The sequence below is a fragment of the Methylosinus sp. H3A genome, from assembly GCF_015709455.1.
Taxonomy (GTDB): Bacteria; Pseudomonadota; Alphaproteobacteria; order Rhizobiales; family Beijerinckiaceae; genus Methylosinus.
The window spans coordinates 3,655,238-3,679,508 of sequence record NZ_JADNQW010000005.1; the positions used below are offsets into that span (position 1 = coordinate 3,655,238).

Annotated in this window: 20 protein-coding genes; 9 read left to right on the top strand and 11 right to left on the bottom strand. The window is 67.2% G+C overall.

All coding sequences use genetic code 11. The features are described 5' to 3' along the window. Positions 1–6: 6 nt before the first annotated feature. A complete protein-coding gene (locus IY145_RS19890; RefSeq protein ID WP_196409789.1) occupies positions 7–5,454 on the bottom strand; it encodes a GH36-type glycosyl hydrolase domain-containing protein in 5,448 nt (1,815 codons plus the stop codon). A gap of 462 nt (positions 5,455–5,916) precedes the next feature. On the opposite strand from IY145_RS19890, the gene IY145_RS19895 reads away from it, so the two are divergent. Further along, a complete protein-coding gene (locus IY145_RS19895; RefSeq protein WP_246722116.1) occupies positions 5,917–6,663 on the top strand; it encodes a hypothetical protein in 747 nt (248 codons plus the stop codon). 7 nt (positions 6,664–6,670) lie between these two features. On the opposite strand, the gene IY145_RS19900 is transcribed toward IY145_RS19895, so the two are convergent. After that, on the bottom strand, positions 6,671–7,552 hold the full coding sequence (locus tag IY145_RS19900; RefSeq protein ID WP_196409791.1) for a metallophosphoesterase: 882 nt from the start codon (positions 7,550–7,552) through the stop codon (positions 6,671–6,673). Between the two features lie 8 nt (positions 7,553–7,560). Further along, positions 7,561–8,532: an iron exporter MbfA gene (gene mbfA / locus IY145_RS19905; protein WP_196409792.1), complete on the bottom strand. Its 972-nt coding sequence runs from the start codon at positions 8,530–8,532 to the stop codon at positions 7,561–7,563. Positions 8,533–8,685: 153 nt separating this feature from the next. Between mbfA and IY145_RS19910 the strand changes: the two genes are divergently transcribed. Continuing rightward, positions 8,686–9,159: an NUDIX domain-containing protein gene (locus IY145_RS19910; RefSeq protein WP_196409793.1), complete on the top strand. Its 474-nt coding sequence runs from the start codon at positions 8,686–8,688 to the stop codon at positions 9,157–9,159. Here IY145_RS19910 and IY145_RS19915 read toward each other — a convergent pair. Genes IY145_RS19915 through bla form a run of 3 tightly spaced genes read right to left on the bottom strand, consistent with a single transcriptional unit; the run spans position 9,150 to position 11,140 of the window. Continuing rightward, positions 9,150–9,692 (bottom strand): GNAT family N-acetyltransferase, encoded by a 543-nt coding sequence (locus IY145_RS19915; RefSeq protein ID WP_246722117.1) that lies wholly within the window; start codon positions 9,690–9,692, stop codon positions 9,150–9,152. The two genes, IY145_RS19910 and IY145_RS19915, sit on opposite strands and share 10 nt — an antisense overlap. Continuing rightward, positions 9,693–10,253, bottom strand: coding sequence for a GNAT family N-acetyltransferase (locus IY145_RS19920; RefSeq protein WP_196409794.1), 561 nt, complete (start codon positions 10,251–10,253; stop codon positions 9,693–9,695). Positions 10,254–10,282: 29 nt separating this feature from the next. Next, complete coding sequence (gene bla / locus IY145_RS19925; RefSeq protein WP_196409795.1) at positions 10,283–11,140, bottom strand: class A beta-lactamase; 858 nt, start codon at positions 11,138–11,140, stop codon at positions 10,283–10,285. Between the two features lie 122 nt (positions 11,141–11,262). On the opposite strand from bla, the gene IY145_RS19930 reads away from it, so the two are divergent. The 4 genes from IY145_RS19930 (at position 11,263) to IY145_RS19945 (ending at position 14,982) form a co-directional block, all read left to right on the top strand. Continuing rightward, positions 11,263–11,760 (top strand): GNAT family N-acetyltransferase, encoded by a 498-nt coding sequence (locus tag IY145_RS19930; RefSeq protein WP_196409796.1) that lies wholly within the window; start codon positions 11,263–11,265, stop codon positions 11,758–11,760. Beyond that, positions 11,738–12,922: a cell division protein ZapE gene (gene zapE, locus IY145_RS19935; RefSeq protein ID WP_196409797.1), complete on the top strand. Its 1,185-nt coding sequence runs from the start codon at positions 11,738–11,740 to the stop codon at positions 12,920–12,922. Before IY145_RS19930 ends, zapE begins: the two co-directional genes overlap by 23 nt. Before the next feature lie 103 nt (positions 12,923–13,025). After that, positions 13,026–14,507 carry an outer membrane beta-barrel protein gene (locus tag IY145_RS19940; protein WP_196409798.1) on the top strand — a complete coding sequence of 494 codons (1,482 nt, stop codon included), beginning with the start codon at positions 13,026–13,028 and terminating at the stop codon, positions 14,505–14,507. A gap of 76 nt (positions 14,508–14,583) precedes the next feature. Further along, positions 14,584–14,982, top strand: coding sequence for a hypothetical protein (locus IY145_RS19945; RefSeq protein WP_196409799.1), 399 nt, complete (start codon positions 14,584–14,586; stop codon positions 14,980–14,982). 25 nt (positions 14,983–15,007) lie between these two features. Here IY145_RS19945 and IY145_RS19950 read toward each other — a convergent pair whose 3' ends face one another. From IY145_RS19950 to IY145_RS19965, 4 genes are read right to left on the bottom strand one after another with little or no spacing between them, the layout of a single operon-like run. Beyond that, entirely contained in the window at positions 15,008–17,089 is a 2,082-nt protein-coding gene (locus IY145_RS19950; RefSeq protein WP_196409800.1) for a hypothetical protein, read from the bottom strand. Beyond that, positions 17,086–19,866, bottom strand: coding sequence for a DUF4159 domain-containing protein (locus IY145_RS19955; protein WP_196409801.1), 2,781 nt, complete (start codon positions 19,864–19,866; stop codon positions 17,086–17,088). Before IY145_RS19955 ends, IY145_RS19950 begins: the two co-directional genes overlap by 4 nt. After that, positions 19,866–20,792 (bottom strand): DUF58 domain-containing protein, encoded by a 927-nt coding sequence (locus IY145_RS19960; protein ID WP_196409802.1) that lies wholly within the window; start codon positions 20,790–20,792, stop codon positions 19,866–19,868. The genes IY145_RS19955 and IY145_RS19960 overlap by 1 nt, the downstream gene beginning before the upstream one ends. A gap of 1 nt (position 20,793) precedes the next feature. After that, positions 20,794–21,786 carry a MoxR family ATPase gene (locus tag IY145_RS19965; RefSeq protein ID WP_196409803.1) on the bottom strand — a complete coding sequence of 331 codons (993 nt, stop codon included), beginning with the start codon at positions 21,784–21,786 and terminating at the stop codon, positions 20,794–20,796. A 142-nt stretch (positions 21,787–21,928) separates the two neighbouring features. On the opposite strand from IY145_RS19965, the gene IY145_RS19970 reads away from it, so the two are divergent. The 3 genes from IY145_RS19970 (at position 21,929) to IY145_RS19980 (ending at position 23,845) form a co-directional block, all read left to right on the top strand. Continuing rightward, positions 21,929–22,183, top strand: a complete 255-nt coding sequence (locus IY145_RS19970) for a hypothetical protein (protein ID WP_196409804.1) — start codon at positions 21,929–21,931, stop codon at positions 22,181–22,183. Between the two features lie 155 nt (positions 22,184–22,338). Next, positions 22,339–22,599: a DUF6111 family protein gene (locus IY145_RS19975; RefSeq protein ID WP_196409805.1), complete on the top strand. Its 261-nt coding sequence runs from the start codon at positions 22,339–22,341 to the stop codon at positions 22,597–22,599. 1 nt (position 22,600) lies between these two features. Next, positions 22,601–23,845: a CCA tRNA nucleotidyltransferase gene (locus IY145_RS19980; RefSeq protein WP_196409806.1), complete on the top strand. Its 1,245-nt coding sequence runs from the start codon at positions 22,601–22,603 to the stop codon at positions 23,843–23,845. A gap of 17 nt (positions 23,846–23,862) precedes the next feature. On the opposite strand, the gene IY145_RS19985 is transcribed toward IY145_RS19980, so the two are convergent. Then, positions 23,863–24,153 carry a hypothetical protein gene (locus IY145_RS19985; RefSeq protein WP_196409807.1) on the bottom strand — a complete coding sequence of 97 codons (291 nt, stop codon included), beginning with the start codon at positions 24,151–24,153 and terminating at the stop codon, positions 23,863–23,865. Between the last annotated feature and the right edge of the window lie 118 nt (positions 24,154–24,271).

Genomic DNA, 24,271 nt, shown 5'->3' on the forward strand with positions numbered 1-24,271 from the left:
TGCGCGTCAGGCGGAGAAGGTCTCGCCGCGCCAACTGACGCTCTCGAGCTTCAAATCGCCTTTGGGTTCGAAGGCGTCGGGACGCAGGCGCAAATCGCCGTCGATCATCTCTACGCCGAGCAACCCATAGGCGGCCGAGAGCATGCGCGCAGCGGCGCCCGTGTACCAGCTCCAGCCGCCGCGACCCTCATAGCCCTCGCCTTCATAGACGTCGGCCGGCTGCTGATGCGGCGCGAGACCATAGACATCGGCCTGCTCCGGCGTCGTGAGGCGCGACAGCGGCGAGATGGCGAACCAGGCGCTCCAGGCGCGGGAAAAGAGCGCATCGGCTTCGGCGTGATCGCCGCGCTCTGCGGCCTCCTGTGCGAGGCGCGTCAGCGCGTCGACGAGCCAGGAGACGCCATGCGAATATTGGCCGCCGTTCTCGCGCACGCCTGGCGGATATTCGGCGCTGCGGCCCGGATAGGGGCGCGAGCTCTCGTCGAAGAAGGGGCTGACGAGCAGAATGCGGTCGAGCCGAGCGAGCTGCGCCATCGCATTGTCCAGCGCCTCCTTGCCGCGCGAAAAATCCACGGCGCCGGAGAGGACCGGCCAGGACGCCGTCATGGCGCTCATCGGCGCGACCTCGGTTCCATCATCCGCATAAGCCCGCAGGAAACGGTTGCCACGCCAGCAAGTATCGAGCGCGGAGCGCAGCGTCGCGGCGCGCTCGCGATAGCGGGCCGCTCGTGCGACGTCGCCGCGCGCCTCGAAGAGGGGCGCGATGTCGACGAGAATTCCGTGCAGGAAGAAGCCGACCCAGACGCTCTCGCCGCGCCCTTCGGCGCCGAGGAGATTGAGGCCGTCGTCCCAGTCGCCCGTGCCCATCAGCGGAAGGCCATGGGCGCCGAAACGCTCGAGCGAATAGTCGATCGCGCGCGCGCAATGGCCGAGCAGGCTGTCCTTGTCGCGCGATGTGAGCGGCACGCTCGCATTGCCTTCGCGATCCGCCGGCGTCGGCTCGGCCTCAAGGAAGGGCTCGATCGCATCGAGAATGGCGTCGTCGCCCGTGCCCTTCACATAGCGGACGGTGACATAGGGCAGCCACAGATGCGGGTCGGAGGCGTGGGTCCGATCGGCTATGCCGCAGCCGCCATCGGGCGCGTCATGCCACCATTTGACCGCGTCGCCCTCGATGAATTGATGCGCGGCGTGCTTCAAAATCTGCGCGCGGGCGAGCTCGGGCGACAGATGGATCAGAGGCAACACATCCTGCAGCTGGTCGCGATAACCGGTCGCGCCGGAGCGCTGCGCCGGGCCGGAGCGCCCCCAGAGCCGCGAGACGAGCAGCTGATAGGGCAGCCAGTCGTTGACGAGCCGGTCGAACTCCGGCCGGTTGGTCGTGATGCGCAGCACGCCGAGGCGCGCGTCCCAATCGCGCTTGGTCTCTTCCAGCGCGCGGGTCGCAAAAGCGGGGTCGCTGGCGAGCGCCGCCAATATTCTCGAGCTTTCCAGCGTCGGCGTCTGTCCCATCGCGACGACGACCAGCTTTTCGCCATGGGCGGGCACATCGATCGCGCCGGAAAAGCTCGCGACCTTGCGTTGATGCTCCGGCGCGCCGGCGTCGGGATGGCCGTGCTCGACCATATAGGGAAGCGCCGGATCGCGGCTCTCATGGCCGAGGAAGCGCCGCCGCGAGGTCTCGGCGAATTCCGCCTCGATCGAGGTCGAGACGAAGGCCCAGCCCTGGACGAAATTATTGTCCGGATTGCGGAAGAACAGAGCGCGATCATTTTCGCCCGCGATCGCCTCGACGCGGCCGAGACTGTCGTTCGGCGTCTCCGCCAAGACGATCTCCATCGCCGGCACGATCTGTAGCAGCCGTTCGTGGTCCTTGTTGTTGACGATGCGCAGCAGCTTGATTTCGACGGGCTGCTCCGGCGGGACGAAGACGGTCAATTCGAGATCGAGATCGTCGCGGCGCGCGCGATAGATCGCATAGCCGAGGCCATATTCGACGCTATGCTCGGCGTCGCGCCGCCGCAGCGGGACGAAGCTCGCCGAATGCGCGTCCTGACGCGCGAGATCATACACATAGATCGCTTGGCCCGCCGGCGTCATGCGGCCCTCGCCCATGCGGAAGGGCGTCAGGCTGTTGAGCCGCGAATTGCCGTGGAAGGAATAGATATCGCCGTGATTGCCGAGCACGGCGCCCTGCCCGACCGAATTGGCGATCACATGGGCGTAGAGGCGCGGCGTGTCGGGAGGAAGCGTGAGGCTGCGGCCGTCCTTCGCGAAAGAAAAGCGATGCTCGGCCGGAACGGGCGGCTGCAGCAGCGCGCGCTTATGCGCGAGCGCCGCCTCGACGCTCACGAAATTCACGCCGTCGCGGGAGAGATGCTTGGCGATCGTCCGCGTCGCTGTGGCGAGGTCGCGCGCCCAGCCGTCGACGATGACGATCTCCGCCGCGCCGCCGGCCGAAATCTCGAGCTCGGCACGCAGGCTCGCGATCGGCTCGAAGCCGAACAGCAGGCCTTCGTCCGATATGTCGCGTGGCGGCGCGCCGTCGCGCAGACTGTCCGGCGCGCCGGCGGCGCCGAGGCCGTAGAAGCGCGCCTTCACATCCTCATAGCCGATGACGCGAAGCTTGGTTCCCTCGCAGGCGCCGATCGCATGGAAGCCGACCTCGGGCGACAGGCGCCGGTCGACGTCGCGGCGCGCGCCGCCCTTGAGCAAACGGTTCTGCGCGATGATCGCATTCAATCCGCCGACGAACCATGTGCCGATGTGAATGGCGTTATAGGCGGCGTCACGCTGCTCGACGCCGGTCTCGTTCAGCACCCATTCGCGCAAGGTCGCGAGCGTGATCTTGCGCGGACGCTGCTCGAGATCGACGAGGCGCAGACGTGTGATCTCCACCGCCTCGTCCGGCGCGAGCGCGATCTTCGCCTCTATGGCGAAGCCACCTTGCTCCATCAGGAAATAGAGGAAAGTGCAGCCCTCACTCTCGAGCGATACTTTCTCGCAGCGCGCGCAAGTCGGCGCGGCGCCGAAAGACCAGAGATCGCGGCCATCCTCGCGGAAGAACAAAAAGCGTCCGCGCGGATGGGCGTGATCGTCCGGCCGGCGGGTGAGATCGATCGGCGGGCCGCCGCGCGCGACGCCCTCGACGCGCATCGCCCCCTGGCCGTCCTCGAACCATTGGCTGGTGACGAGGCCATTGGTCAGCTCGAATGGCTTGGAGCCCGGAACGCCACCGGCGCCGGTGATTCCCTCGAGCGGCAGCTTGCCGGCCTTGGCCAGCTGCATCAGCAAGAACACGACGAGCGCGATGGAGAGCACGCCCGCATAGGCCATATAGCCGCCGATGAGATAGGAATAGGACGGCGGTCGAAGATGCGACATGCGCTCGGCCGCGCTCCAGGCCGTATCCCATTCCGCGCCGCGCGGAATATAGAAGGGCAGCAGCAGCGGCGCCCAGGTCGCGAAGCGGCGCAGCCCTTCCGGTATCGCGCGGCTCTTCTGCGCCTTGCCGATGAAGCGTGCGGCCTTTTCATCCGCGACATCGCCGCCGACGAAGGAGAGGTTGACCAAAGTCGCGACGCGCAGACCCATATGGTCGAACCAGATGAGCACGCGGATCGCGTCATAGGCGAGCAGAGCCGTGAATATGTCGAGGCTCCAGGCGCGGAAATCCTGGTCCGGCAGCACATGATTCATCCACACTGCGATTCCGGTGCGGATGAGGCCGTCCTGATTGTACCAAGTGGGGTCCGGCGTCGCCTTCAGGAAGGAATAGATGACCGGCGCCATCCACAGGCCCCAGCGCAGCACGCGCACGGCGTTCTCGACCAGCATGTCGAGGCCTTCCCAGCTCGCGAGCTGACGTAGCGGCGCGAGGCTGCGGCGCACCAGCGCCGTGAGGAAGAACAGGTTGATCGAGAACAAGGGCGCGGCGAACACCCATTGGATGACGCCCGAGAGCGACTCGTCGAAGAACAGTCGCACGCCGCCATCGACGAGGCCGAGATCTGTCGCGCCCCATTTGGAGAATAGCGGCCGGATGACGTAATCGGCGACCGGCCGCCCGTCTGCCGCATAGCTCAGGGAAATATAGGCGAAGAATTTCTTGGTGATCGTCGCGAGCTGATCGGCGTCGAGATACCAGGCGACGGCGCCGCCGACGAGACCGCCGAGCAATGCGCCGAGCGCATAGACGCGCCAGCTGCGCAAGTGCTGGCGGCGTTTCTGCTGCAGAGCGTAGAGATCGAAGCCCATGTCGACGCCGGCATAGGCGAGAAGACCCGCTCCTGCGCCGAAGAGGAAACGCGCGCCGCCGTCTTCGTGCGGCAGGCCGAGGAGAAGCGCGAATCCCACCGCGGCGCCGGCGACGAGGCCGCGCGGGAGATTGGCGATCCGCCGATATTCGCCCCGTAGCCGGGCGTAGAAGGGCGGCGTCGAATCCGTGCTCTCGACGATGGCGCGGACCAGCGGGAATGTCGCCGCGCCGATGAGCGCGCCGCCGACCGGCCCGGCCGCGACGACGAGACCGAGTGCCGGCGGGAAGGTCACGATCATTCCCGCGACGAGCAGCAGCGCCATGAAGACGAAGCCATAGACGGCGCCCTTGGCGGCGCCGGTCTTCCAATCGCTGAGCACGATGACCGGCAGCGAGGGCGTCCCGCGCAGCATTCCGGCCATGGCCTGGGTGACGAGATAGGTCTCGCCCCACAGACCGGCCTGGGCGGCGGCGGCGAGCAGCGCTGCGACGACGATCGCGATCGGCGCGGGCAGAAAGGCGACATGCGGATGCGCGCCGAGGCTGGCGATCTCCGGCGTGACGGCGGCGATCAGAGCGGCGAGAAACAGCACGCCATGTGGGCGCCATTGCTGCGGCAGATAGCGGCCGAGCGCCAGCGGCGCGCCGACGATGACGGCCTCGTTCAGCAGGAACAGGACGAGCGCGCGCGCGGCGATGACGCGCGCCGTCTGCGGAACCTCGAGGCCGAGAAAGAGGAGCCCGCCCAAATCGCCGATCGTCCGCGAGCCGAGCGTGACCAGGAGACAGAACAGGAACGGCAGCAGGAACAGCGCCCCGCGCAACGCGAAACGGGAGCCCGGCAGAATGGCGACGCCGAGGAGATAGAGGCCCACCGCCGTGCTCGCCCCGATCGGCGTCAGCGTCAACAGGCTGGCGAGCGAATCCGGCGCGCGCCAGAGCACGCCGGAGGGATCGCAGAGAAAAGCGAGCGCGCCGATCGCGGCGAAATCCAGCGCGAAATCGACGCCCTGGCGGATGCGCCCGAGCGCCGGCCGCAGCAGGAATAGGCTCGTCGCCGCGAAAAAGCCGGCGACGAGCAGATGCTCCCTGCCTCCGCCCGCCTCCAGGGCGGAGACCAGTCCGCAGATCGAACCGAACGCGATCCGCCCGAATCGCGCGCCCGCCGTGGGCAGGCCGGCGTCGAAAGGCGCCATATGGGTCTCCAACTTGCGCGCGGCCAGCGGCGGGCTGCGGCCTCCTCCTGCGCGCGAATCGCGGGCGCCCGCTCTCGTCGGCCGGAGATTTGCCGGAAGGCGGCGCAAATGTCGACTCTTCCGCAAGCTCGGCTGTCGGCCGAGCGATCCGCGTCGTCGCGGCCGGCGTGTTTCCCGAGCAGCTGAAAGGAACATCGATAGAACCGGCTGCGCTCATCTACTATTCATATCGAATTATAAGTATTATTCCTGACATCCGATTGGCGCGATCGTAACGACGGTCATGTTTTATCCGCCTTTGCGATCTAACAAGAAAAAGCTCGTCGCCGATAATGGATCGATACATGAGACGGGAGCGCCGGCCGGACCTGTGCGGCCAGCGGCGCTTTCCAGTCGAAACTCGGTCGCGACAGGGTATAATGGATGAGATGCGCCATGCGGTCTTTTGTGCGAATGAGTGAGATGGACGAGTCCAAGAGGGACGGCCAGACGGCGACGACGGGCGACGCGCCCGCCACCCCGGCCCTTGTCTCCGACAGGCGGACCGCCGGAGAGCGGGGCGGCCCCGGTCAGCGCGCCCTCACTGCCGAGACCAAGGAAACGCGCGTCGCCAATCTGACCGGCGCGATGCGGCGAGCGCGTCTCGCCAACGCCGAGCGCTCGGGCGTGCTCGCCGATCTGCGCGACGCCGAGACCGCGCGGCTCGAGATATTACGCGACCATTTGGGTCCGGTTCTCGCCCAGCTGCCGGAGGATTGCGATCTCTTCGACATCGGCGTCTCGCATGGCGATCGGCCGCGCCTCTTCATCGACCATGTCGGATTCGTCGAGATGGGCCGCGATCGCCGCACCTTCCGCTTTCTGCAGGACACGCGCCACGGCCGCGTCACCATCGGCGAGAGCGACAATGTCGCGACGGTGGTCGAGGCGATCACCGAATATATCGCCCATCGGCTGATCGAGCGCGAAAGAGCGCTGGCTTTCGATTTCGCCGGCCAGGGCGGCGCCCGCGCCTTCGCCGAAGAGGTGAAGAAGAAGCGGATCGCGGCCCCGACGGCGAGACTGCCCGTCCTGCCCCGGCCCGGCGGGATCGGCGAGAAAGTCTACCGGGCGGCGCTGTTCCTGGCGCAGGGCGCTGGCGCGGCGGCTTTCTTCTTTCTGCTGTGGCAGCTCGCCGTCTACGCCATCGGCCCTTATCTGACGCGCTGACGCGTCCTCACAGAGCGAGCCCGGTCAACTCTTCTATCGCCTCGCCATCGTCCTTGATCCCGCGTGAGCGGGCGGAGATGACGACTTTGTCGCCCTCGCGCGCAATGGAATAGAGATTATAGGCCGCGCGATGATTATGCGTGCCGGCCTTCGCCGAGGCGGAGGCCGCGCCGACGACCGGCGTCTCGCCATGCGCGCCGGGCAGGCGATGCAAGCTGATCTTATGATTGTGCCCGTGCAGCACCAGCTCCGCGCCATGGCGGGCGATGATCGCCTCCAGCTCGGCGGCGTCATCCAAGCCGCGCAGCGCCTTGGCGCCGCCGCGATGCGGCGGATGATGCAGCAGCACGACGCGAACGAGCCCTTCCGACCTGGTTTTGTCGAGCAGCGCCGCCAATTTCTCGCGCTGCTCCGAGCCGAGCCGTCCAGAGGCGACGAAAGGCGCGGTCGGCACGGCCGAATCGAGCCCGATGAGCGCGACCCCGCCACGGCGCCGCAGATAGGGAAAGCCCTCCCCCTCTTCCGACGTCGTCCAGGGCGCGAAGGTTTCCGCCACGCGGGGGACGGCCGCCGGGACATAGGCGTCGTGATTGCCGGGGGTGAAGCTCACATCCTCGGGACGGCCGAGGCTCGAGAGCCAGCGGCGCGCCGCCGCGATCTCGGCGTCGAGGCCGATATTGACGATGTCGCCCGTCATGACGACGTGGTCGGGCTTTTGCGCTTCTATGTCTTCGACGAGCCGGCCGAGCACGCCCATGTCATGCGCTTGCGCGCGTTTATTCAGCCAATTGGCGTAGCCGGTCAGCCTTTTGCCGGCGAGCTCGCGCAGGCTCGGCCGCGGGATCGGGCCGATATGGGCGTCGGAGAGATGGGCGAGCAGAAATCCCATGCCGATCCTCACGCGCCTCCGATGAGAATGCCGGCCGCCAGCACGATCGCGCCGCCGAGCACGATCTGAAATACGGCCTGCATGAACGGGGTGTCCATGTAGCGCGCGCGGATGAAGGCGATCGCCCAGAGCTCGACGAAGACGACCGCGCCGGCGATCGTCGTCGCTATGCCGAAACTATTGGGGATCGAATCCGGCACGAGATAGGGGAGCGTATGGCCGAGGCCGCCGATCGTCGTCATCAGCCCGCAGACGCCGCCGCGCAGCATAGGCGAGCCTCGTCCGGTGAGCGAGCCGTCGTCGGAGAGCGCCTCGGCGAAGCCCATGCTGACGCCGGCGCCGATCGAGGCGGCGAGGCCGACCAGGAAGGTCTCCCAATTATTATGCGTTGCGAAGGCGGCGGCGAACAGCGGCGCCAGCGTCGAGACCGAGCCGTCCATGAGGCCGGCGAGGCCCGGCTGCACATATTGCAGGATGAAGAAGCGCCGATAGGCGATGTCCTCGGCCTTTTTCGCGCCGGGCGTCAGAATCTGCGCGCCGAGGCGCGAGGCCAAGGTCTCGTGGCCCTGCTCCGCCGCGGCGAGATCGCCGAGCAGCTTGCGCACGCCGACGTCGGTCGCCCGCGCGGCGGCTCGCTGGTAGAAGAGCGCGCTCTCATATTCCATGACTTCCGCTTCCTTGCGGATCGTCTCCAGCGAAAGATTGCGCGTCAGCCAGATCGGCCTTCGGCGCAGGAAGCCCTTTACATCCTCGCGCCGGATCGGCGGCAGATTGGGGCCGAAGCGCTTCTGATAGAGGTTGAGCAGCGCATGGCGATGGGCGGCCTCCTGCTCGGCCATCTCCTCGAAGACGCTGGCGGAGGACGGATAGCGCTCGGAGAGGTCTTCGGCGAAGCTCTGATAAATGCGGCCGTCCTCTTCCTCCGAGGCGATGGCGACGGCGAGAATCTCGCGTTCCGTGAGGTCGGAGAAGGATTTCAATCTGGCGCTCCTTGCGCATGGCGGAACGGCGGCGCTAGTTAGCTCTCGACGTTCTCGCTCGCGCCAGCGACGAATTAGAGCGGTTCTAGAGTGTCGTACCATGGAACGCCAGTCATTTGAATCGGCGGGGCATCCCTCGCGGGCGCGTCGCCGATGAGCGAGCCCGGCTGGCGGACCCTGCTGACGACGCGCCTCGTGGTGCTCGCCGGCATGGCCATGCGACCGATGACGCTCGGCGTGCGCGGCCTGGTGGTGGACGCCGAGCGTCGCGTGCTGCTGGTGCGCCACACCTATATCTCGGGCTTCTATCTGCCCGGCGGCGGCGTCGAGCCGGGCGAGACGCTCGAGCAGGCGCTCGCCCGCGAGCTCGCCGAGGAAGGCAATATTCATCTCGACGAGCCGGCGGAGCTGCGCGGGGTCTATCTCAACCGCCGCATCTCCAAGCGCGATCATGTGGCCTTTTTCGTCGCGCGGGCCTTCCGCCAGAGCGCGCCGCGCCCGCCCGACCATGAGATCGCCGAGGCGGGGTTCTTTTCACTCGACGCGCTTCCTTCGGACACGACCGCGGCCACGCGCGCCCGCATCGCCGAGGTCTTCGGCGGCGCGCCGATCTCGCCCTATTGGTGATCGGCGAGCCGGCCGACGTCCCGCCAGCCATAGGCGACCTCCGGGACGCCGCGCCAGGAGAGCTCGCGGCCGAAACGGCGCCCGCCCATCGCCTCATAGAAGCGGCGCGCCGGGAGATTCTCGCGCAGCACGACGAGGCTCGCCCATTTGCAGCCGCTCGCGCGCATCTCCTGCGCCATCAGCCGCATGAGCCTGCGGCCGAGGCCCCGTCTCTGCGCGGAGCGGCGTAGATAGATCGCGCAAATCTCGCCGCCGCGCCCGAGCCGGCCGCCGAGAACGAACTCATGCGCGCGCCATTGGGTGAAACCGACGGCCTCGCCGCCCGGATCCAAAACCAGAGCGACACGCGCTCCGCTCGTCTGAAAAACGCCGCGCCAATGGTCGAGCCGCTCCTCGAGCGTGAGAGCCGCGAAGGTCTCGGCCGGCAGCAGCCCCTCATAGGTCTCGCGCCAGCAAGCGAGATTGAGCGCGGCGAGCGTCGGCGCATCCTCGGCTGTCGCGACGCGGATCGAAAACTCGCTCGTCAGCTTCATTCACCAGGGCTTGGCCGGCGGTGGATCGATGAGCAGGCCGAGATCGCGCCAACCATAGGCGACCTCCGGCACGCCGCGCCAGGCGCCTTCGACGCCGATCTTGCGGCCGCCGAGCTTCTCATAGAATTTCCGCGCCGTGAAATTATGCCGCAGCACCCAGAGGCTCCCCCATTCGATCCCGCGCTCGCGCAGCGCCTGCGCCATCACGCGCATCAGACTGCGGCCGGCGCCGAGGCGCTGAGCCTCTTTCAACAGATAGATCGCCTGGAACTCGCCCGCGTAGCCGCGCTCGCCGAGAATGGCGCTCTGCTGCGCGCCGCTGGCGGCGAAGCCTATGGCGCGCCCCTCCCGCAGCGCCAGAAACACGCTCGGCGGCGGCTGTTGCGGCCCAGCTCCGCCCAAACTCTCTCGCCATTGCGCGAGACGCGTCTCCAGCGTGTATTCGGCGAGAATTTCCGCCGGGGCGAGAGGCGTATAGGTCTCGCCCCAGCAGGCGACATGGAGGGTGGCGATCGTCTGCGCATCCGCCTGCGTCGCCGGTCTGATTTCGATCGCTGTCATGCGCGATTTTTGAGCAAGACTCGGGCCGGTCAGAAAGTCTCGGCGATCGATTTCGCGACGTCGCGATGCACAGCGTCGCGCTCCTCTCTCGAGCCGCGCGCATCGGCGAGATAGACTGCGACGAAAAGCGGGGCGCGGCGCGGCGGGCGGAAAATGGCGATCGTATTGGCGGCGCCGTTTTCTCCGGTGCCGGTCTTGTCGCCGACGCCCCAATCGGGCGGAAGGCCGGCGCGCAGCCTCTTCCTGCCGGTCTCGCTCGTGACCATCCAGTCTTCGAACCGGAGCCGCGACGCTTCCGATAAGGTTTCGCCCGTGATCAGCTCGCGCAAGTCGCGCGCCATCGCCATCGGCGTCGTCGTGTCGCGCGGATCGCCGGGAATGACGCTGTTGAGCGTCGGCTCATCGCGATCGAGCCGCGTCGCCTCATCGCCGAGCGATCGCGCCATTTCGGTCACGGCCTGCGGCCCGCCGAGCGTGCGCAGAATGAGATTGGCGGCGGTGTTGTCGCTGAGCCGCATCGCGGCCGCGCAGAGATCGCCGAGGCTCATCGCGCCGTCCTCGACATGGGCCCGCGTCGCCGGCGCATAATCCAAGAGATCGGCGTGGCCATAGGCGATTTTGCGCTCGAGCGACAGCGCGCCGGCGTCGACGCGCTTCAGCACGGCCGCGGCCGCGAGCGCCTTGAAGGTCGAGCACATGGGGAATCGTTCGTCCGCGCGGTGGGTGAAGCGCCGCCCGTCGCTCGCGAGAACCGCGACCCCGAGCCGCCCGCCGGAGCGCCGCTCGATTTCGCCGACGCGCGCGGAAAGATCGGTCGCGCCGGCGGCGCGGGCGAAGGGAATCGCGCCGGAAACGCCGAGACCGAGGAGAAATGGGCGGCGATGCATGCGATCGAGCTCCTGACAAAATTTCAGCGATCGACGTTCGCAGAAACTCGAGGAAGCAATGCGGCGGCCGGCCGGCGGGCGCACGGTCTTTGCCGGCCGGGCGGCGCATGTTATGCGCAGCCATGATCGATCTCGTCATCCGCTTCTCGCCGCAGACGCCGGCCGACGCGCCCCAAATCGAAAAGCTCGAGGAACGGGCGTTCGGTCCGGGCCGTTACGCGCGCACGGCCTATCGGCTCCGCGAGGGCGTCGAGGCGGATTTGTCGCTCTCCTTCGTCGCCCATGTCGGCACTCTGCTCGTCGGCGCCAATCGCATGACCTCCATCCTCATCGACGAGACGCGCGCCCTGCTGCTCGGTCCGCTGACGGTCGAGCCGGCCTTCCGCTCGCAGGGACTCGGCGAGGCGCTGGTCAAGAAATCGCTGGACGCCGCGCGGGAGGCCGGTCACGGCTTGGTGCTGCTGGTCGGCGATCTCGACTATTACGCCCGCCTCGGCTTCGCTCGCGCGCCGCGCGGCAAGATCGTCATGCCCGGCCCCGTCGATCCCGAGCGTCTGCTCTATTGCGAGCTGCGCGACGGGGCCTTCGCTGCCGCCAATGGCAGGATGCGCCGGCTGTGACCTCGACGACGAGGCGCCGCGAGTGACGGCGCCGCACCCCCTCCTCGCCAGTTATGAAAATCTGGTCGCGAGCGGCGCGCTCGAGCGCGATCCGGCGCAGCTCGCCGCGCTCGAGCGGCTGGAGACGCTGGCGCGCGAGCTGGCGCGTCGGCCCCGGCAGCCGCCCGCGAGCGGCCTCGCCGCGCGGCTGCGCGGTCTGCTCGGACGCGGCGCGCCCTGCGGGACGCCGCGCGGCGTTTACATTCACGGCCTCGTCGGGCGCGGCAAGACGACGCTGATGGACATGTTCTTCGCTGCCTTGCCGCTCGCGGCCAAGCGCCGGGCGCATTTTCATGCCTTCATGGCGGATGTTCACGCGCGCCTGCTCGCCGCCCGCCGCAGCGCCGCGACCGATCCGCTCGCGCGCGTCGCGCAGGAGATCGCGAGCGAGACGCGCGTGCTCTGCTTCGACGAATTCTGCGTGACCGACATCGCCGACGCGACCATTCTCTCGCGCCTTTTCACGGCGCTGCTCGAGCGCGGCGTCATAATGGTGGCGACCTCCAACGTCGAACCGCGCCGGCTCTACGAAGGCGGCCGCAATCGCGATCTCTTCCTGCCCTTCATCGCGCTGATCGAGGAGCGGTTGGACATTCTGCGCCTCGACGCGCGCGCCGATTTCCGCCTCGAGAAGACAGCGCTCGGCGAGACCTTCTTCACCCCGGCGGACGCGCGCGCCCGCTCGGCGCTGGACGCGATGTTTCTGCAGCTGACGGGCGTCGCGACAGGCGCGCCGACGAGTCTGCGCGTCGCTCGTCGCGACATAATGATCCCGCAGGCGGCGGGGCGCGTCGCGCGCTTTGCATTCGAGGAGCTGTGTTCTCGCCCGATCGGCGCCTCGGACTATATGGCTCTCGCCGAGGCCTATGACACGATCTTCATCGACGAAGTCCCGGCGATGAATTTCGAGCGCCGCAACGAGGCCAAGCGTTTCATCACACTCGTCGATATTCTCTATGAGAAGAAAACGCGGCTCGTCCTCTCCGCGCAGAGCGAAGCGCAGGAACTCTATCGCGCGCCGAGCGGGCACGAGGCGCAGGAATTCGCCCGCACCGTGTCGCGGCTCATCGAGATGCGCTCGCAGGATTACCTGTCGGAGCCGCAGACCAGGGCCGTGGAATAACCGACTCCCGCGCGCCGGCGGAATCGGATAGGCCTCCCTGATCGACGGCGTTATCCGTATTCCCGTTTCATTCGATTTTTTCAAAGCAGAGGCTGGCCTCCTTGTGGTCGAATCGAGACTTGCGGCTTGCGTCGTCGCGGCGACGCTCGCGGTCACTCCCGTATTCGCGGAAGACGACGACGATCGCGCGCTTCTCGGATGGCCGACGCCGCCTGCCGCCTCCAGCGCACGATCTTCGTCGCGCTCCGGCGCGGACGAGAAATCGGAGAAAAAAAAGCCGCCGCCCGCCTGGCTCGACTCGTTGACGGTGAACGGCTTCGTCAACGCCGGCTCCACTTTCAACTTCGACAATCCCTTCAACAAGCTCAATTGGGGGCATCTTTTCACCGATCGCGCCAATCAGCCGCAATTCAACGCCGGCGTGATGACGATGCAGCGCCTGCCCGATCCGAAAGCGACGAAGGATTTCGACTTCGGCTTCAAGATTCAGGGCATGGTCGGCTCCGACGCGCGCTACACGCACTTTCTCGGCGAGCTCGATTATGCGATGCGCGACCGCACGCAGCTCGACATTCTCCAGGCCTTCGCGACCGCGCATCTGCCCTGGATCATCGACAATGGCTTCGATGTGAGGATCGGCCAGTTCGTCACGCTCGAAGGCGCCGAATTGGTGGATAGTCTGTTCTACAGCCATTCCTATATTTTCAATTTCGGCATTCCGCTCAAACAGACAGGCGTGATGCTGTCAGCCGATCTCTCCTCCTGGCTCTATGTCCATGCGAGCGTGATGTCCGGCGACAGCGCGAGCCTGGGCTGGCCCGGCGACAACAACAATGCGGCCTCTTTCCAAGGCGGCATGCGCATCAAAGCCTTCGACGGCAAGCTGACGATTCTCGGAACGACGCATATAGGTCCAGAAGATCCCAAGCAGCTCGATCCGCTCGGCGTCGGCTGGCCGAACATTCCCTATGAATGCGCCTGCGATCCCAATCGGGCCTTGTCCTACAGCAATGACGTCACCCTCACTTGGAAGGCGACCGACAAGCTCACTTTGAGCATGGATATCAATTATGTTCGCGACGACGGATGGAACGCTCTTTCGATCACCGGACTATCCGACGGCGTGTTGAACAGGCTCGCCGACCTCTATGGCTTCGACGCCGCGCTCGTTCCGCGCCGCGCGCGCGGCGTCAATGGCTATGGGATCGCGCAATATGCGTCCTACAAGATCGACGATGTGTTCCAGCTCAACGGCCGTGTGGAATTCTGGCGCGACCATAATAATTATTTCGTGGGCGCCTATCCGGGCTATTTCGATTACATGAACATAGACCACGGCTTTTACGCGCCCTCGGCGATCTTCCAGCCGGAGGGTCGGGGAACGAGCTATTTGGAGCTCACCGCTGGCCTGACGATCACGCCGCAAATTCCCAAAGGATTGCCGATCACCGGCCTGACATTGCGGCCGGAGTTGCGCTTCGACGCATCCTTGACCGGCGCGGCGCCTTTCTTTGGCGCGAGCGGCGTTCGGCGCTCGACCGGCATGTTCGCGGTGGATGTGATCGTGCCGTTCGCGTTGAAGTGAAGATCGCTTTGCGAAGATGTCATGCGCTGCTATTTATCGACGTCGAACGGAGCGAGCCATAGCGTCGAGTTCTCATATGTCTAAAAAGCCCATATTAAAATACAAAGGGGTCGAGATATTCGACAGCCTATGGGACGGCATCCCGAGCAGATACATATATTCGTTGCTACCCTATCCTACCGCCAATGGAGACAATTTCGATTTTGATATTCGACGAATTCCCAGCAAATATCGATCTGGTCTTTCTATAGAGATCAAGGACCGCGTTGTTGTCCCAGACGACGACGGAATGATCACAGAAAATAATCCGTTCATCAAGGCGCTTGATGAAGAAAAACAAGCGCATTTGCACGCAATTCGTCGCGCTATCGACAACGATTATGATTTCTTTTCCGCAACGCAGGGAAGCTATACATGGCTTCAGCGGGTGATTTGGGGAAGGCATAGACCGAGATCACATCTGAATTGCAATTAGATAGACGAAAGCCGCCAATGGTCGCCTACCTCCGCCCCTCCCAGCCCCACGCCAGCACGATCGCCCCGAGCAGCGCCGCGAGGCCCCACAGCCCCATCGCCAGTGGCGCGACCTCGACGCCCTTCAGCGAGCTCGCGCCCGTGCGCTTCACGCCGATGTAGTCCGCGCCGCCGAAAACCGAGGCCTCGCGCATCTCCACGATGCGCGGCATGACGATCGCGCCGCTCGCGTCTTTTGCCAGACGCCGCACGGTGCCTCCGGTCGCCTCGGCGAGCGGCCGCAGCTTCTCCGTGGTCGAGACCACCTCGCGGAACTCGCGCGGATTCTCCGCGCCGACATTGACGAGCGCCGTCAGCTCGCCGCTCTGGAAGCGATAGAGCCCCGTCTCCTTGGCCGTATGATGCGCGCGCGAGAGGCCGGGCTCGGCCGGCGCAAGAGCGATCGGCGATGTCGCGCCGGAGGGCGTCGTCATCGTCACGGGCGCCGGGGCCTCCTTCAGGCTCTGGCGTTCGATCGCTATGTCATGGCCATGCGCGCTGGCGCGCAGCGCCTCCTCCTCGAGATCGGGCTCCTTCATCAGCCAATGGGCGAGGCGTCGCATCAGATCGACATGCGGGCCGCCGCCCTCATAGCCGCGCGCCCATAGCCAAATTTGATCGGTGAGCAGCGCCGCAACGCGCCCTTTGCCCTCGCGCGAGAGCACCAGCAGCGGCTTGTCATTGGCGCCAGTGAGGATCGAATTGCCCTTCACCACGTCCGTATCGACCTGGCGAAACCACTCGCCCCAGGCGGGGGGATCGCTCTTTGCGCCCTCGAGCCCGCGCGTAACGGGATGCTTCTCCCCCTCCTTGCTCACTCTCGCGCGAAAGGCGCGCTCATAGAGCGAGCCGTCCGGCCGCGCCGGGATGATGCTCTCGAGCGGCGAGTAATAGAGCCCCTGCACAGTGGCGAAATCCGGCCCCGTCGCGACGAGGAAAGCGCCGCCATTGTCGACATAGCGCAGGATATTGTCGAAATAGACGGACGGCAGGATCGTCTGGTTCGAATAGCGATCGAAGACGATGAGATCGAATTCGTTGATCTTGCGGCCGAAGAGGTCCGCTGTCGGAAAGGCGATCAGCGACAGCTCGTTCGGCGGCGTGCCATCGAGCTTCTCCGGCGGCCGCAGAATGGTGAAATGCACGAGATCGACATTGGCGTCGGAGCGCAAGAGATTGCGCCAGCTGCGCTCGCCCGGATGCGGCTCGCCGGAGACGAGCAGCACCTTCAGCTTGTCGCGCACGCCCTCTATCGTGACGACGGCCTTATTGTTGACGGCGGTCAGCTCGCCCGGCAACGTCTCGACCTCGAGCTCGACGACGTTCGAGCCGCCATGCTCCACGCGCACCGGAATATCGACGATCTCGCCGGCGCGCGCGACAATGGGCGCGAGCGCCACGCCGTCGCGGCGCGTCTCTATGACGACAGGCTCCGCGCCGCCGAGATTGCTGTCGACGACGCGCGCGCGAATGGTCTGGTCTTTCCCGACGATGCCGAAGCGCGGCGCCTCGACGAGTTCGAGCCGGCGGTCGCGCTCGCCCTCATGGCCGGTGACCAGCACATGCAGCGGCGCCTTGAAGCCGAGCGCGGCGGCGTTCGCGGGAATGTCGTGAACGATCCCATCCGTCACCATTATCGCAGCGCCAATGCGCTCGCGCGGGACGTCCTTCAGCCCCTCCTCGAGCGCCTGGAACAATTTGGTTCCATCCGCTTCGCCGCCCGGACGCGCGGCGTCGATGACGCGCGGCTCGATGTCGCCGAGCTTTTGCAGGGCGGTCTCCAGAGCCGCCTTCGCGGCGTCCGTCTGCGGCATGCGCTCGCCGAAGCTCTGACTCTCGCTGCGATCGAGCACGATCGGGACGATCGTCTTCAGCGGCTCGCGCTGCTCACGCAGCAGCGAAGGATCGGTGAGCGCCAGCAGCACGAGCGCCAGGGTGGCGAGACGCAGAGGCGCGCCGCGGCCGCCCGCGTGCAGCGAGAGAAGCGCGACGAGCGCCGCCGCGATCGCCAGCACGGCGAGCGCCGGCCAGGGCAGAAGCGGCGTGAAAGTGAGGGAAAGCTCGCTCATTGGCCGAGCCGCTCCAAAAGGTCGCGAACATGGACCTGATCGGATTTGTAATTGCCGGTCAGCGTGTACATCACGAGATTGACGCCGCCGCGTATGGCGAGCTCGCGCTGGCGCGCGCCGCCCGGCGTCAGCGTGTAGAGCGGCTGGCCGTTGCGGTCGGCCGCCCAGGCGCCGGCGAGATCATTGGAGGTGATGACGACGGAGGAGACGCTGTCGGTCGCGCGCACCGGCCGCGTCGGATCGTCCTTGCTCTCCGGCGGCAGCGCCTCGACCCAGGTCTTGCCATTGATCGTGCGGCCGTAGAAACCGTCGATGAGATAGAAGGTCTTGGTGATGACGTGGTCGCGCGGGGCGACCTCGAGCGGCGGAATGTCGAGATTGCGCGTCAGATCGCGCAGCCATTGCGTTTCCGGCGTCGGCGGCCCGCCCTCATGCGCGGTGAGCGCGTCGCGCGTGTCGAAGACGATGGTGCCGCCCTGTTTCAAATAGACGCCGATCTTGGCGATCGCCGGCGCCGATGGCAGCGGCGCGGAAGCGACGATCGGCCAATAGAGCATGGGATAAAAGGCGAGCTCGTCGCGCGCGGGATCGACGCCCACGGGCGCCCCGGGCGTGAAGGAGGTGCGCTGATTGAGCGCGCGCGACAAAGCCTCGAGGCCGAGCTTGCTGGTCTCGTCGACGCGCGCGTCGCCGGAGAGGACATAGGCGAGCCGCGTCGTCAGCGCCACCTCGCGGTCGCGCGGCGAAGCGGCCGCCGGCGCGTCCTTGGCGCGGGCGGCCTCGGGCGCTCCGCCGAGAACGGCCAGAGCGCAGAGCGCGCCGATCGCGATCGGCGCGACGCGGCGCAAGCCGCCGGACATGACCAGCAGGATCAGCCAATCGGCGAGCAGAGCGAGGAAGACGAGCGCCAGCAGCCAAGGGCGCAGATCGATCGGCGCGCCGGCGCGCAGCGCCGAGACCGAGAGCCCCCGCCCGGCGAAATCGAAGCTGCGCAATTCGTCGCCGGGACGCAGCGGCTGCACGGCGAGAGGCGTATCGGCGGCGCCATAGAAGCCGGGCGGATGGTCGCGGCTGGCGCCGCCGTCATAATCGCCGGCGATGGGACGCGCCGACGGCGGCGGGGCGCCCATGCGGCCGCGCCCGTCCAGAGTGACGAGCGGCGCGAGCGCCGGGGCGTCGCTGCGCGGCCCATCCTCGGCGCGGCGCGCGGCGGCCTCGCCGCTCTCGGCGGCGATCCGGTGCAGCATGTCGATGAACAGGCCGGAGATCGGCAGATTGGACCAGGCGGCGTCGGCGCTCACATGGAACAGCACGATGAGCCCCTTGCCGCGCCGCTCGGCGGTGACGAGCGGCGTGCCGTCGGTGAGCGCCGCCCAGGTCTTGGCCGGCAGGCCGGGCTCCGGCTCGGCGAGCACCTGCCGCGTCACCGTCACCTCGTCGGGAACCGCGAGGCCATAAAAGGGACTCGACGGATCGAATGGCGCGAGCTTCTTCGGCGTGTCCCAGGACATGGCGCCTCCGAGCACGCGGCCGCTGCGCCGCAGCCGCACGGGCGTGAGATCGTCGCCGCCATTGGCCAGGCGCGCGCCCGCGAAGCGCAGCAGCACGCCGCCGTCCTCGACGAAACGGATCAGCGCCTCATGCGCGTCCGCAGGCAGCACGCCGATATCGGCGAGGGCGACGATATTGGGCTGCTCGGCGATGAGGCCCGGCAGCGGATCGGCTGCGCCGGGGCGCGGCTCGCGCACCTCGGCGAAAGGCGCGAAGGCTTTTTGCAGATAATATTGCGGCTCCAGCAACGGCTGCGCGAGATCGGCGCTCGCGCCGCTCAGCACGGCGACGCGGCGCACTTTGGAGCGACCGTCGAGCAGCGCCACAGCGCCGGCCGAGGCCTCGCCGTCGATGCGCAGCAGCGCCGCCTCATTGCGCAATTCGATCGGCAGATCGAAGCGCGCTCGCGCTTTTTGCCCGGCGCCGAAATCGAAACGCGCCTGCGCCAGCGCGCGCCCCTGCTGGTCATAGGCGGAGACGGAGCCGGAGGAGATTGTCGCAAGGGAAGCGCGCGCAATGTCCACTTCGAGACCGCCCGCGGTGTTCTGCGGCGTCGAAAGGGCGCGCGGAACATGATCGCTGGCCAGAATCCGAACCTCCGCGCCGCCGGCGGCCGCCGAGGTCAGGGAATTGGCGAAGGCCGGCGCCCCGCCCTGCTCCAGCCCGTCGGCGATCCAGATCACGCGCGCGCGGGGATGCGCGGCGACGAATTCGCCGAGCCGGGCTGCTGCGGCGGCGCGGTCCGGGACAAAGGGCTGCGGCGCGAGCGCGCGTAGGCGCTCGTCGATCTTGCCGCCGTCCTCGAGCGCAGGCGCGGCCTCGGCGTCCGACATGGGCAGAACGGCGATCCTGGCGCCGGAGCGCGCCGCATCGGCGGCGATGGCGCGCGCCGCCTCGAGGCGGGCGTCGAAATCCGGCGCCGCGGGCCAGCCGTCGTCGATGGCGATCAGCAGAGGCGCCCCAGAGAAGGAAGCCGTCGCCGTCGGAGTGACGGCGGGGCCAGCCATCGCCAGCACTGCGCAGCCCGCCAGCGCGAGGCGGAGCGCGAGCAGCCACCAGGGCGTGCGCGACGGCGTCTCCTCGCGGCGCAACAGATCGAAGAGCAGGCGGATCGGCGGAAAGACGATTTCCCGCGGGCGCGGCGGCGTCACCCGCAACAAGAAATAGATGGCGGGTAGAGCCAGAAGCCCGAATAGCGCGAGCGGCGCGGCGAAAGTCAGTCCCATCAGACGCGCTCCAATCGTCCAGAGAGCGCGAAGCTCAAAGAGAGGGCGGCCTCCGCCGCCGGGCGGTCGGTGCGGTGAATCTGCAGCGCGAAGCCGACGCTCGCCGCAGCCTGGGCGATCTCGTCCCTATGCCGCGACAGACGCTCCACATAGGCGTCGCGCCAGGCCTGAGCGCGGCCGGCGCGGAGTTGCGCGCGGCTGTCGGTGTCGAGGAAGATCGTCTCGCCTTCGAACGGAAATGTCTCCTCGACCGGATCTGCGATCATCAGCAGCGCGCCCGCCGCGCCATTGGCCGCGAGCGTTCCGAGGCGCTCGGCGAGCGCCTGCGGATCGCAGAGGAAATCGGAGACGAGCAGCGCCTTGGCGCCGCCGGGCAGAGCGACGGCCTCGGGCAATTCGCCACGCGCCGCAGGGCCGGCGGCGAGAAGCGCCTGCGCCAGCCGCTCGATGATGTCGCGCGTCGACATGGGATGGGTGAGGCCGAGCAGGCCGATCCTCTCGCCCCCGCGCATGAGGACGTCGGCGAGCGCGAGGCCGAGCGTCAGCGCGCGATCGAGCTTTGGCTCGAGCGCCAGCGACGAGACGAAAGCCATGGAAGGCGAGCAGTCCATCCACAGAAAATAGGAATGGGCGGCCTCCCATTCTCTTTCGCGCACGAAAAGCCGATCGTCGCGCGCCGAGCGGCGCCAGTCGATACGATGGGCCGCCTCCCCTGCGCCGAAGGGCCGAAACTGCCAGAAATTCTCGCCCGTCCCCGCGCGCCGGCGGCCATGCGCGCCATGGACGACGGTCGCGGCGACCTCCCGCGCGCGGATGACGACGTCCGGCAGACGGCTCGCGAGCTCCGCTGCGTCTATGCGCCGCGCGCTCGCCGCGAGCCGTTCGGATGGATCGAAGGCGCTCGTGGAAACCGCCGGTCCCGCCACCTCAGCCGATCCTCGCGACGAGCTTCTCGACGAGGCCGGCGATGGTCTTGCCCTGCGCGCGCGCGGCGAATGTCAGCGCCATGCGGTGACGCAGCGCCGGCGCTGCGAGCGCCGCGACATCGTCGAGCGAAGGCGAGAGCCGCCCGGACAAAAGCGCGCGGGCGCGGGTCGCGAGCATCAGGGCCTGCGCCGCGCGCGGGCCCGGGCCCCAGGCGACATGGGCCGCGATCTCCGCGTCGCCCTCCCCCGGCCGCGCCGAGCGCACGAGATCGAGAATGGCGTCGACGACCTTGTCGCCGACCGGCAATTGTCGAACGAGCCGCTGCGCGGCGATGAGATCCTCGGCCGAGAGCGTCTTGCGCGCCTCCACGATGCGATCGCCGGTCGTCTCCAGCAAGATGCGGCGTTCGCTGGCGCGGTCGGGATAGTCGACGTCGATCTGGAGAAGAAAGCGGTCGAGCTGCGCCTCGGGCAGAGGATAAGTTCCTTCCTGCTCCAGCGGATTTTGCGTCGCCAGCACGTGGAAGGGGCGCGGCAGATCGTGACGCTCGCCGGCGACGCTCACATGATATTCCTGCATCGCCTGCAGCAGCGCCGATTGCGTGCGCGGCGAAGCGCGATTGATCTCGTCGGCCATCAGCAATTGCGCGAAGATCGGGCCTTTGACGAAGCGAAACACGCGCTTTTTGTCGGCGGTCTCCTCGAGCACTTCGGAGCCGAGAATATCTGCCGGCAGCAGATCGGGCGTGAATTGGACGCGCCGCTCGTCGAGGCCGAGCACCTTCCCCAAGGTTTCCACGAGCTTGGTCTTGGCGAGGCCGGGCACGCCGACGAGCAGGCCGTGGCCGCCGGCGAGCAGAGTGACGAGAGCCTGCTCGACCGCCTCCTCCTGGCCGAAGATGACGGTCGAGACCGCGGCGCGGGCGCGGCCGATCTGTTCGAGGACACGCTCGGCGGCGGCGACGGGAGCGCTCGCCAAATCTTGCTCGGTCATTGACTGTCCTTCGATCGGCGACGCCGGCTGCGTCGCAGTTTCCCCCTAGGATAAGCCGGAAAGGACGCTTGTCGACGTTAAAGAATGATGAATTTCAGCGCGCTCGAGCGCAGCACGGCGAAAGCCCCGCGCGGGGGACGGCGTGGCTGTGAATAACGGGTTCGCCGGCAACTATGGCTTTTTGACGCTCGCGAACGCGGCGCCCAGCCGGTTCGACGGTGATGGCGTCATGCCGCGATTGCGATCCGCGCCGTCATTGCAGCGCGAACTCAGGGTTCGCGAAAAATCGCCGGACTTGAAGCGCTCGCCGCACTGGGAGCGGTGGGACCGCAATTCTTTCCAGAAAATTGAGGCCGCGCCGGCGCACATCTTTTCGATTACGACTAACTATCTGTAAAATGCTTTAAATTTCAGACACGTTCGAGTCGGCCGGCATGCAGGCGCCCGGTCGTGCTATAATTTTGCGCAGGCTCGGCGCGGCGATTCCCGGAATCGTCATTCGCGCGAGCCTTTTTCGCCGGCTCCGGCCGCCGATCGATCGCGAGGCGTCCCATGTGGCGGGTCATCGTTCAACCGGCTTTGCTCTTCGTCACGCCCTTCGTCGTCTATGCGCTCTATCTGCTGACGCGTCGGCGTTGGCCCTTCGTGGCCGCGTTGTGGACGCGCGGCGTCGTCTCGTCGCTGACGATCGTCGGCCTCGCCATCGCGGTCGCCGGATTCGTCTTTCTGGCGCTGCTGTCGCCGCGCAACGAGGGAACTTATGTGCCGGCGCATATAGAGGACGGCCGGCTCGCGCCCGGCCGCTTTCAGTAAATTGCCGCTCCGTCTGCTCGACAATCCCAAGATCATCCGCCTGCTCGAGGCTTTGAGCGCGACGGACGGCGAGACGCGCATCGTCGGCGGCGCCGTGCGCGACTCCCTGCTCGGCCGCACGCCGCATGAGATCGACCTCGCCACGACGGCGCTGCCCGAGGCGGTGACCAAGGCCGCCAACGCCGCCGGCCTCAAGAGCGTGCCGACGGGCATAGATCACGGCACGGTCACAGTGGTCGTCGAAGGCACGCCCTTCGAGGTGACGACGCTGCGCGAGGATGTCGAGACCTTCGGCCGCCACGCCAAGGTGCGCTTCGGCGACGATTTCGAGAAGGACGCGCAGCGGCGTGATTTCACCATCAACGCGCTGTCGCTCTCGCAAGACGGCGAGCTCCATGATTATGCGGGAGGCCTCGCCGATCTCGAGGCGCGGCGCGTGCGCTTCATCGGCGATCCGGCGACGCGCATCGCCGAGGATCATTTGCGCGTGCTGCGCTTCTTCCGTTTTCACGCGACTTTCGGCGAGGGCCCGCTGGACGCCGCGGGCCTTCATGCGGCGATCGTCGCACGCGCGAGCTTGGCCGCGCTCTCCGGCGAACGCATCCGCGCCGAGACGCTGAAGCTGCTGGCCGCGCGCCGGGCGGTGGAGGTCGCGCGCGAAATCTCGCAGGCGGGCGTGCTGGAAATCGTCGTCGGCGCGACCTTCCCGGCGCGGCTCGAGCGGATCGCCGCGATCGAGGCGACGCTTTCCCACGGCGTCGATCCGCTGCTGCGCCTCGGCGCGCTCTGCGTTCTCGCGCCCGAGGACGCCGACCGCTTGCGCGAGCGGCTGCGGCTCTCCAACGCCGAGCATCGCCGCCTCGCCCATGCGGCGCGCATTCTCGAGGGGCTGCATGGCGCGCAATCGCCGCCGCCCGAATTGGAGCTGACGCGGCTTCTCTTCGAAGAGGGCCGCGACGGCGCGCGCGACGCGCTGGCGCTCGCCCATGCGGAGAGCCGCGCCGCGGCGGACGAGGCCTTCTGGCTGCGCGCGGCGCGCTTTCTCGCCGAGGCGCCGGCGCCGGATTTTCCGGTCAAAGCCGCGGACCTCATGGCGCGCGGGCTCTCGCCCGGCCGCGCGCTGGGCGCGATGCTTAAGGAATTGCAGGCGAAATGGATCAGGGCCGGTTTTCCGCGCGATCCGGCGACGGTGACGCGACTGGTCGAGGAGGCGACGCGCGACGCGATGCGGCCGCCGCTTCCATGATTGATTGCAACGTGTGATTACAACAGGCTGCGTCCGAACATCAGCACCGCTGCGAACAGGCAGAGCATAGAGAGGACGAACAAAAAATCGGCGATCAGCTCGTAATTGATCGGCGTGCGCAGCTGGAGCATGGACGCGAAGGAGAACAGGCAGGAGGCGACGAAGCCGACCGCCGAGGCCATGGCGACCTCGTCGAGCAGCGTGCTGTCGCTCGCTCCGCTGATCTTCAGGCCAGTGATCAGCACGAAGCAGATGCCGAGCAGGCTGGAAGCCGCGTTCAAAATATGCGACTGGCGATTTTGCGACATATTTCCGGATCTTGCGCCATCGGAATGGCTCGGCGAGGAATCTGGGGCGCAGCCTCGCCCCGACCAGTGCGTCGAGACGCGCAAAAAATCCTCGGCGTGTCTTTGCGTACGGCTTTTC